The organism is Mesorhizobium sp. WSM4813 (genome assembly GCF_055811555.1).
The window spans coordinates 17,789-26,911 of the sequence record NZ_JBVVQU010000027.1; the positions used below are offsets into that span (position 1 = coordinate 17,789).

General features: G+C 61.0%; 11 protein-coding genes. 3 read left to right on the forward strand and 8 right to left on the reverse strand.

The features are described 5' to 3' along the window. Positions 1 to 47 precede the first annotated feature (47 nt). Positions 48 to 410: a hypothetical protein gene (locus AC0L25_RS17205; protein WP_473596604.1), complete on the forward strand. Its 363-nt coding sequence runs from the start codon at positions 48 to 50 to the stop codon at positions 408 to 410. A gap of 183 nt (positions 411 to 593) precedes the next feature. Here the strand turns inward: AC0L25_RS17205 and AC0L25_RS17210 are convergent, their stop codons facing one another. Together AC0L25_RS17210 and AC0L25_RS17215 are read right to left on the reverse strand one after the other, a co-directional pair. Next, positions 594 to 1,628, reverse strand: coding sequence for an S-adenosylmethionine:tRNA ribosyltransferase-isomerase (locus AC0L25_RS17210; RefSeq protein WP_473596605.1), 1,035 nt, complete (start codon positions 1,626 to 1,628; stop codon positions 594 to 596). Next, positions 1,625 to 2,347 (reverse strand): SDR family NAD(P)-dependent oxidoreductase, encoded by a 723-nt coding sequence (locus AC0L25_RS17215; protein WP_473596606.1) that lies wholly within the window; start codon positions 2,345 to 2,347, stop codon positions 1,625 to 1,627. Before AC0L25_RS17215 ends, AC0L25_RS17210 begins: the two co-directional genes overlap by 4 nt. A gap of 85 nt (positions 2,348 to 2,432) precedes the next feature. Between AC0L25_RS17215 and soxR the strand changes: the two genes are divergently transcribed. Beyond that, positions 2,433 to 2,867, forward strand: a complete 435-nt coding sequence (gene soxR, locus AC0L25_RS17220; RefSeq protein ID WP_473596661.1) for a redox-sensitive transcriptional activator SoxR — start codon at positions 2,433 to 2,435, stop codon at positions 2,865 to 2,867. A gap of 315 nt (positions 2,868 to 3,182) precedes the next feature. Next, positions 3,183 to 3,752, forward strand: coding sequence for an SMI1/KNR4 family protein (locus AC0L25_RS17225; protein WP_473596607.1), 570 nt, complete (start codon positions 3,183 to 3,185; stop codon positions 3,750 to 3,752). Positions 3,753 to 3,920: 168 nt separating this feature from the next. On the opposite strand, the gene AC0L25_RS17230 is transcribed toward AC0L25_RS17225, so the two are convergent. The 6 genes from AC0L25_RS17230 to AC0L25_RS17255 form a co-directional block, all read right to left on the reverse strand. After that, positions 3,921 to 4,757 (reverse strand): 3-oxoadipate:acetyl-CoA acetyltransferase, encoded by an 837-nt coding sequence (locus AC0L25_RS17230; protein WP_473596608.1) that lies wholly within the window; start codon positions 4,755 to 4,757, stop codon positions 3,921 to 3,923. Between the two features lie 9 nt (positions 4,758 to 4,766). Then, a complete protein-coding gene (locus AC0L25_RS17235; protein WP_473596609.1) occupies positions 4,767 to 5,201 on the reverse strand; it encodes a type II 3-dehydroquinate dehydratase in 435 nt (144 codons plus the stop codon). Between the two features lie 4 nt (positions 5,202 to 5,205). After that, positions 5,206 to 6,507: a TRAP transporter large permease gene (locus AC0L25_RS17240; RefSeq protein WP_473596610.1), complete on the reverse strand. Its 1,302-nt coding sequence runs from the start codon at positions 6,505 to 6,507 to the stop codon at positions 5,206 to 5,208. Beyond that, positions 6,504 to 7,022, reverse strand: coding sequence for a TRAP transporter small permease (locus tag AC0L25_RS17245; RefSeq protein WP_473596611.1), 519 nt, complete (start codon positions 7,020 to 7,022; stop codon positions 6,504 to 6,506). The genes AC0L25_RS17240 and AC0L25_RS17245 overlap by 4 nt, the downstream gene beginning before the upstream one ends. Before the next feature lie 74 nt (positions 7,023 to 7,096). Beyond that, positions 7,097 to 8,083, reverse strand: a complete 987-nt coding sequence (gene dctP, locus AC0L25_RS17250; RefSeq protein WP_473596612.1) for a TRAP transporter substrate-binding protein DctP — start codon at positions 8,081 to 8,083, stop codon at positions 7,097 to 7,099. A 48-nt stretch (positions 8,084 to 8,131) separates the two neighbouring features. Continuing rightward, positions 8,132 to 9,115, reverse strand: a complete 984-nt coding sequence (locus AC0L25_RS17255; protein WP_473596613.1) for a shikimate dehydrogenase — start codon at positions 9,113 to 9,115, stop codon at positions 8,132 to 8,134. Between the last annotated feature and the right edge of the window lie 8 nt (positions 9,116 to 9,123).

Genomic DNA, 9,123 nt, shown 5'->3' on the forward strand with positions numbered 1-9,123 from the left:
ATTCCGGACTGAGGCTTCTCGGGGTTTCGGAGGTCGTCCGGTGTGGAATGGTCAATGAATTTGCTGAACTCTATGTGAAACGCGGAAAGCCTGACACGACTTTGGAAATCATGAAGGACCTACAGAACAATATGGTCGGTATCGGGGTCGCCAAATGGCTTGAGAACAATTCCGCCGAAAAACGTGTCACTCTTTTCGTTGTATTGGGGCAGCAAGGCATCCTTGCCTTGTCTCAGAATACGCTAGGTTTTTCAGACTCCAGGGAATCGGCGGCTGACTATCCAGGCGCTAAGAATTGGTTCATGGCGCGGCGGGAGCAGATCGACCGGGATGTGCAATCCGCATTGGACATAGTCGCTCGGCGCAAGCAAACATCATTCGTCGCTGAAACCCAGCAGTCGTCAGGCTAGTGCGGGTGAAAGTTGCAAGCCGTCGTTGTGGGGTCGGAATCTAGCCAGCCGGCAACCGCTCATCTCTAGATAGAAGTGCGCCTCGCCGTATGCAGCGTCCAGGGTGCCACCGTGGAGGCGATGGGGCAATCTTCCATGACTGTGATGGGCGCATGTGAGGGAGGAGGCCCGGTCTTGTTCGCGCTATAGATACAGCGGCTGGCGATTGAGCAGCATGGTATCGCCGAATTCATGCGCGCGGTATCGGTACGCGGCGAAGGCTGCCGAGGCCTTGGCGAGCAGAGCATCGTCGGCAAAGGCGCGCAGGAGCTCGAAATGGCTTTCGCCGGGCTGGTGGACGCCTGTGAGAATCGCATCGACCACGTGAAGCCGCGAGCCCCGCGCGATGCGCCCTGTCGCAATGGCATTTTCGGCACGCACATTCCCGTCGGGATTGGCGGCCGCCTCAAGCGCGCGCACTACACTCGTGCCGACCGCGATGATGCGGCCGCCGCGGAGCTTCGCCCGCGCAACCTGCGCCGCAGTGCGCTCAGGGATGCGGTACGGCTCGTCGAAAGGGAGGCGCAGGTCGAGCGCGGGATCGCCGGTGGAGGAAACGCCCGCGGCATGCGTGACTGTTGTGAAGCCGACGCCGCGCCGACGCCAGGCTTGGAGCGTCAACCAGTCGAGCGCAAAGCCAGCCGACGGCGCCTCGAACGCGACCGGCCCGGCGGCAATCTTCGTCCAGACATCCCACAGTGCCAACGGCTCGGGAACATGCGCGTATTGAATCGGCCGGCCGTGCTGCGCCAGGTCTGCGAGCACCGTTGCGCGGTTGCCTGGAAAGCGCAGCTCGAGAAGGCGAGGATGGTCGAGAAGGCGCTCGACGACGGCTTCAAGCGGGCCGAACTGGAGGCGATCGCCTGGTGACAGCGGAGGCGGAGGCAGCCGGTCTTCCGTGCGCGTACAGTGATCGCCCGCGCCGAAGGCAATCGCCACGAAGCGGGTTGGATCGGGAAGTGACAGCCAGCCTGCCAGGCGGATCTCGATCGCTTCGTCACTGGGGACATGCGTGCCGTGCAAGCTGGCAGGCAAGGTCGCGGCGTCATTGGCGACGACCAGATCGCCGGGATCGAATAGCGCTGCGAGCACAGCGCGCGGCAGGTCGCGCATCGTGCCATCGGCCTCGACGACGAACAGCCTTGCGGAGCGCCGATCGGGGCGGTCGGCGGCAATCATGTATGTGCCCCGGCGAGAAGCGTAGAGCGGACCGGCAACGCGTCGAGCATCTTTTCGATGATCTCGCCAGCAGCCAGCTCGGGGCGCTTCAAGGTCGACGGATCGGTGTCAGGAAGCGCCAGCGCGTGCAGCGGGGTGTCCATATCGCCGGGGTCGAGCGCGAGGAACCTTATGCCGTCGTCTTTCGCCTCCTCGTCCCAGATCGCCGTCAGATGGGCAAGAGCAGCCTTGCTCGCGCCATACGCGCCCCAGCCGGGATAGGCGTTCACCGCGGCGTCGCTGGAGATGTTGATCACCAGCGCGCCACGATCCTCGCGTGCGGATGCGGTAAGCGCACCGAACAGGGCTTTCGTCAGCCGGAACGCGCCGACGAGATTGACCGCGAGCGCTTTTTCCAGCTCCTCGCACTCGGTATCGGCAAGAAGCGCCAGAGGAACAGGTCCGAGGCTCGACGCATTGTTGATCAGGACGTCGAGCCCGCCGAGGCTGGCGGTGACCTGCAACGCGATCGGGTAGATGTCTTCCTTCTTGCCGACGTCGCCGACAATGCCGTGCGCGCCGGTCTCGTCGGCGATGCGTTCGACGTCCGCGGTGGTGCGGGCGACGAAGGCGACGGACGCACCCTGCTTGGCAAGCTGCCGCACAAGCGCCAGTCCGAGGCCGGACGTGCCGCCCGTGACCGCCACGCGAAGTCCCCCAAGATCGATATTCGTCTGCATTGCCGGTGCTCCTTCAATCTGTACTGCCCGTTGCTACAAGTTCAAGTTAACTTGAAGTCAAGGGGGAATCGTGCTTCGTTCACGCATGGAATCCATGCTGACCATCACCGATGTGGCGCGGCGCAGCGGCGTCGCCTCATCGGCATTGCGTTTCTACGAGGAGCGCGGGCTGATCGCTTCCGAGCGGGCCGGCTCGGGGCATAGGCGCTATCCGCGCTCGGTGCTGCGCCGGATCGCCTTCATCGTCTTCGCGCAGCGAATTGGACTGACGCTTGAGGAGATTGGCGGCGAACTCGCCAAGTTGCCAGCCGATCGCGTGCCGTCGCGTAAGGATTGGTCGCGTTTATCAGGCCGGTGGACCAAGCGCATCGACCAGCGCATCGCCGAGTTGCAGCGTCTGAGGTCCGGGCTCACCGAGTGCATCGGTTGCGGCTGCCTGTCGATCGACCGCTGTAGCCTTGCGAACCCTGCCGATTTGGCAGGTCGCAAGGGGCCGGGGCCGAGATATTGGCTGGGGTGAGTTGCCATTACGGTGACAGTGCACTTTTTGCCATGTTTGCTCGGCTGTCGCTGTGTGTAGATTGAACGCATGGCTCGACTTGCATTTGCCGCGCAGCCGATGTCGGCATCTGCGGCCGGTGGGCAGCGAAGCACTTCCGGACCGGATTGCCGAGCAAACCGGAAAACCCGTGAATCGGGAAAACGCGGCCAGGCGGGGAAAAAGAAATGGTGCACTGTCACCGTAATGCACCGTAATGCTTGGTAAAGTTTTCGATGTGATGGATCAGCTTGACAAGCTAGACCCTACGAACCGTCAAACTTACGGGCAATGCGTATGCAGGAAGAATGGTCAAGCAATGAAGATGCTCGTGCATACAGAGAGCTCCGCATCTTAGTCGATAAATGGAAACGCCTCGGGCAGAAGACCTTTCCGGATGGAACAGAGTGGATCGGACATACGCCAGATCGGGCTCCTGAAGCATATTTGCACCAGCTGTATGCTCCGCTTGATGGCAGTCTGATTAAGCAGCTCGAAATTGAAATCTCGCGTCGATTTCCAGAAAGTTTTCGTTGTTTTCTCCAGCTTCACAATGGGATCGGCCTATTTGCTAACTGTATAAACGTATATGGATTGAGGCGTAGTTGGTCTCGCACAAACTTGGTGGAGGCAGGTCAACAGCCTTTCTCGATATTGGAACCGAACATAGAGAGACGACCAAGTAATGCGCCGGACGATGTTATTTTTTTGGGTTCCATCGGCAAGAATAGAAAATTAATTGGCATGGCTCCGGATGGGAAAATATTTCGCTGGGAGAGGGATGAACCTCTGTCAGGGTCGGTGAAATCTTACTCAAGCGTGTTCAGCTTCCTCTTGGAAGAAGCTACTGAATTTGAATTACGGTGACAGTGCACTTTTTGCCGTGCTCGGTGGCAAAAGCCGGCCTTATTGATGTCCGGGTGCGCCAGGATGTCGAGCTTCCTCCTTGTCGCGGATAGCGACGTCTGAAGGATCGACGAGGACGTTGCCAAGGCGCAACAGGTCCGACAGCGCGGCGCGAAGTTGCAGCCAGGATTACGGTCCTGACGCCAGACCAAGCGTTTGGCGCGCCTCGTTGACGGTGGCGACACGCCGGCCAAGCCTCTCGACTGAGGCCGCCGCGAGTTCGACGAGCTCCGCGTTGCTGCGCGCCAGGCGTTCCCTGGTGACCCTGATATTATCCTCAAGTCCGGTACGCACTGCGTCTGCTCCGCGCGCCAACGCCCATTGCATTACGATCGTCTGGTTGCGGCCAATTCCGGCCGCTGTCCAGGTGGATTGTGGAAACAGGAGTTTCGCTTCCCTGAGGAGCACATCGAGCAATCTCTCCTCCGCAGGCAGTGCGTTTTGCACGCCCATGACAAACTGGATGTGCGGGCGCTCACCTATAAGTCCCCCGTCGGCCAGCCGCCTGGCAGTGTGAAGGTGCGACAGGTCGAAGATCTCGATCTCCGGCAGCACGCCATTTGCCTTCATCGCGGTTGCGAGATCAACGATCAGGGCGGGATGGTTCTCGTAGACTATGGATGGGAAGTTGACCGAACCGGTCGAAAGCGAGGCCATGTCCGGCTTCAGATAAAGTGCCGAGCTGCGCGCGACAGGATCACGACCGCGCCCGCCGGTCGAGAACTGGACGATCATACCGGGGCAGTGCCTACGCACCCCCTCCTGAACGGCAGCGAAGCGCGTTGGTTCAGACGATGAACTCTGATCGTCATTGCGCACGTGGATGTGCACCAGCGACGCACCTGCTTCAAAGGCTTCCTGGGTCGACTCGATCTGTTCGGCCACGCTGATTGGCACCGCAGGATTGTCTTCCTTGCGCGGCAGCGAGCCGGTGATCGCAACGGCGATGATACAGGGTTCAGGCATGGCGATACACTATCGGTCGACCTGGTCCATAAGCCAGCGGATCGCGAGCGGATATCCCTCGGCGCCGAGCCCCGCGATCACACCGGTGGCGACCTTCGATACCAGCGACCGATGATAGATCTCCTCGCGGCGATGGATGTTCGAGATATGCAGTTCGACGATCGGGCCCGGAAACATTTTGAGCGCATCGAGCACCGGGATCGAAATGAAGCTCAAACCCGCGGGATTGATCAGAATGCCCGCGCCTTCGTCGATCGCCTCATGGACCCAGTTGACGATTTCGCCCTCAATGTTCGACTGGTGAAAACGGATCGGATGGTCGCCGGCGGCGTCGCGGCACATCCCCTCGATTTCTGCGAGTGTCGTCCTCCCATAGATCTCCGGCTCGCGCATGCCGAGCCGGTTGAGATTTGGGCCGTTGAGGACGAAGATTGGCTTGGTCATGGTCCTATCCTTGATAGCCCAGCAGGCGCGGCAGCCACAGCACCAGCGATGGGAAGAAGGTGATCAGCATCAGGGCGGCAATCATGGCGTAGAGAAACGGCATTACGTCGCGCACCAGGTCGCGCAGCGGCACCTCTGCGATGCGGGTCATGATGAACAGCAGCAACCCGTAGGGCGGGGTGACGAGCCCGAGCATGATGTTGACAACCACCATCACGCCGAAATGCACCATGTCGACGCCGAGCGCCTTCGCCGTCGGAATCAGCACCGGCACGATTACCAGCAGGATCGTCGTGCCCTCCAGCACGCAGCCCAGGATCAGCAGCAGGATGTTGACCAGGATCAGGAAACCCATCGGCGAAAGATCCCAGGACTGCAGGATCACCGACAGGGACTGCGGAATGTTCTCAACCGTGACAACGTAGTTGAACACAAGGGCGCCGGCGATGAGCATGCCGATCGAGGCGGTGGTGCGGGCGCTGTTGAGAAGCGCATGGTAGAGCTGACCCGGCGTCACGCTGCGATAGATCGCGACCGAGATGAGCAGCGCGTAGCCGGCGGCGACCGCCGCAGCCTCGGTCGGGGTCATCACGCCGCCCCTTATGCCGACCAGCAGAACGACCGGCAGCATCAGCGCCGGAAATGCGCGCAAGGTGATCCCCGGAAATTCCCTGAGCGGCACCGGCTTCTCGACCGGAAAGTTTTTCCGGCGCGCGTCGATGGCGACGATGATCATCTGCGTCAGGGCGAGAAGAAGGCCCGGCACGATACCCGCAATGAAGAGGTAGCCGATGGATGCATCCGAGATTAGCGCATAGATGACCAGCGGAATTGACGGAGGAATGATCGGGCCGATGACGGAGGTGACGGCTGTCAGCGCAGCGGCATAGCTCGCCGGGTACTTGCCATCCTTAGTCATGAGTTGCTGCATCATCTTGCCGGTGCCCGCGGCGTCGGCGATGGCCGAGCCGGACATGCCGGCGAAGATGATCGACTGCAGCACGTTGACTTGCGCCAGGCCGCCGCGGAAACGGCCGACGACAGCGTTACAGAATTGCAGCAGCCGGTCGGTCATTGTTCCGGCGTTCATTAACTCCGCGGCGAGAATGAACATCGGTACGGCAAGCAGAATGTAGCTTGTGTAGAGCCCGTTGAGGAGTTGCTCGGCGGAGGTGCCCATGTCGAGCCCTGCAAGCCAGAGATAGAGGATCGACCCGGCGATCATCGAGTGACCGATCGGCAGGCCAAGCAAGGCCAGCGCTGTGATCGCAACGACTGACAGCGAAAAGGGACTCGCGAGATTCATACGCCGGAGCTCGCTTTCGTGGGGTCAAATTCCGCCGATGCTTGGCCGCGGAGAGCACGCCACGCGAGCCACAGGTAGCGGGCGATCACGGCGACCACGAAGACGAGATAGATCGAGAACAGCCAGTCGAAGCGTATCTTGAGGTAGGCGGTGCTCTCGACCTTCATGAAGATCACGTAGTCGAAGACGGCCGGAAAGGACCAGCCATAGAGCGCGACGAGAGCGATAGCGAAGGCAAGCGTCATCACCCGCCTGATCTCCGGACCGACTGTGGCGTAGAGGAGATCAAAACGGATTTCCTCTTCTTCACGAACGACGAAGGCTGCGCCGAACAGCACAACCCAGATCCAGAGTACGACGGTGAGCTCGTTGCTCCAGCCGGTCGGCCAGTTGAGAAGGTAGCGAAAAGCAACCTGGAGCAGAAACGCGGCGAACATGGCGCCGATTGCGATGGCGATTGCGTTCTCGGCGCGCCGGTAGAGCCAGCCGCCGATCTTTCTCAATCCCGGGTTCATGATGCCTCCCTGGCGGGCGTCTGGCCAAACTCGCCAGCCGGTCGCAAGCGGACCGGCCGGCGAGTTTTGTCGCGTCAAAGCGCGTTGATCTTGTCGACCATCCCGGCCGGCCATTCCTTGGCCAGGTCGGAGGCAAGATATTGCTCCTGCACATGCTTGCGGAATGCCGCGACATCGGGCTCGTAGATCTTCAGGCCCTTGCCCTTGAACGTTTCAACGAGTTCCTTCTCGCGTGTCAGGTGTTTCTCTGTCGAGAAGTCGATCGCCTTGTCCGCTGCGGCCTGGACCTTTGCCTGCTTCTCGGCCCCCATCTCGTCCCACACCTTTTTCGAGATGCTGAGAAGGTCGAAACCGACAAGGTGCGAGGTCAATACGATCTGCGACATGACCTCGTAGAACTTCATGTTCTCGACGTTGGGTAGCGGGTTGTCCTGCCCGTCGATTGCGCCTGTCTGCAGGCCGGTATAGACCTCGGCGTATGCCATGGGCGTAGGGTTCGCACCGAGCGCCTGGCCGAGGAATTGCCAGGCGTCGCCACCCGGCATACGCAGCTTGATGCCTGCCATGTCGGCGGGAGTCTTGATTTCCTTGTCCGGTTTCAGACCGACCTGGCGCAGGCCGAAATAGGTAGGGCCGAGCACCCTCACGCCGAGCTGGTCCTCAGTCATCCGCTTCAGCTCCGCACCGGCATCGCTGGCAAAGAACGCCTTCACGTGTGCGGCGTCACGGAACAGGTAGCCGGCGGTGACGATAGACCACGCCGGAATCTGTTTGGAGATGTCCTGCGGGGCAACGTTGCCCATCTCGAGGTTGCCGCGCTGGATGGCGACAAGTTCGGTGCCCTGCTTGAACAGGTTCCCGCCGTAATAACCCTCGAAGGCAAAGTCGTCCTTGATGGCGTCGGCGAACATTTTCATCATCTCGGCCCGGATGTCCTGTTCCGAGAACACGGCCGAGAAACGCAGCTTCGGTTTGTCCTGCGCGAAGGCGGGAACGGCGGTCCCGGCGGCGAGTGCGCCGGCGGCGACCATAAACATGCGTCGGTTCATTTCAGCTTTCATGTCGATTTCCTCCCAGTGATCTTCATGCAATTATAGGCGTCATTGCCTTCATGCGGCGGCCTCGAAATGATCTGCCATGGCGCGGCGGTCGGCCTTGCGCCCGGTGAAGAGTTCGAACGCGCGGACGGCCTGATAGATCGCCATGCCGATGCCCGGCAGCGTTCTGCAGCCGATCGCACGGGCCGCGACCAACAACTCTGTTTCGGTCGGAAAGTAGACTATGTCGGCGACCCATTTTTCGGCTGTCAGAAGAGCCGTGTCGAACGGTGTTCCGGGGTACTTCGCCATGCCCACCGGGGTCGTGTTGACGATGCCGTTTGCCATGCGCACGGCTGCGGCCGGATCCGGCCACGTCTCGACGCGACCGCCGAACAACGCGCCCATGCGCGACGCAAGATCCGAGGCGCGACTGGGTTGGCTGTCGAGGACGAACAGCCGCCCAACGCCCATTTGCATCAGCGCGTTTGCGACTGCGGCGCCCGCTCCGCCGGCGCCGAACATTGCCACACAGCCCATCGATGCGCCTGTCATCGCTTCGCGAAAACTCTCCGCGAAACCCCAGCTGTCGGTGTTGTGGCCTTCCTTGCGTCCGCCAGCGAAGACGACCGTATTCACCGCGCCTATTGCGCGCGCTTCCGGCGACAGAGCATCGAGGACGGGAATGACAGCCTGTTTAAACGGATGAGTGACGTTGAGGCCGTGAAAGCCTGCAATTTCCGCCGCCGCGATCAAGTCGCCGATCGCCGCGTCCGGAAATCCGAGCCGGTCGAAATCGAGTAAAAGATAGGAATAGCCGATGCCGAGGCGCCGGGCTTCACGCTCGTGCATGCCGGGAGTGCGCGAGGACTGAATACCGCGTCCGACAAGGCCAATCACGACCTTTTCGCTGTCGCCGCTGGCGGCGCCCTTATGCTCGTCCGCAAGACGGCAAAGGAGGTCGACAAGGCTGTCGCCCATCTCGCGAAATTCCTCCCTGTGGCGGGCCGCCTCCCAGCCCGAATGCAGCAATTCCTGGATCGCCCTTGTGTTCACGCCAAACG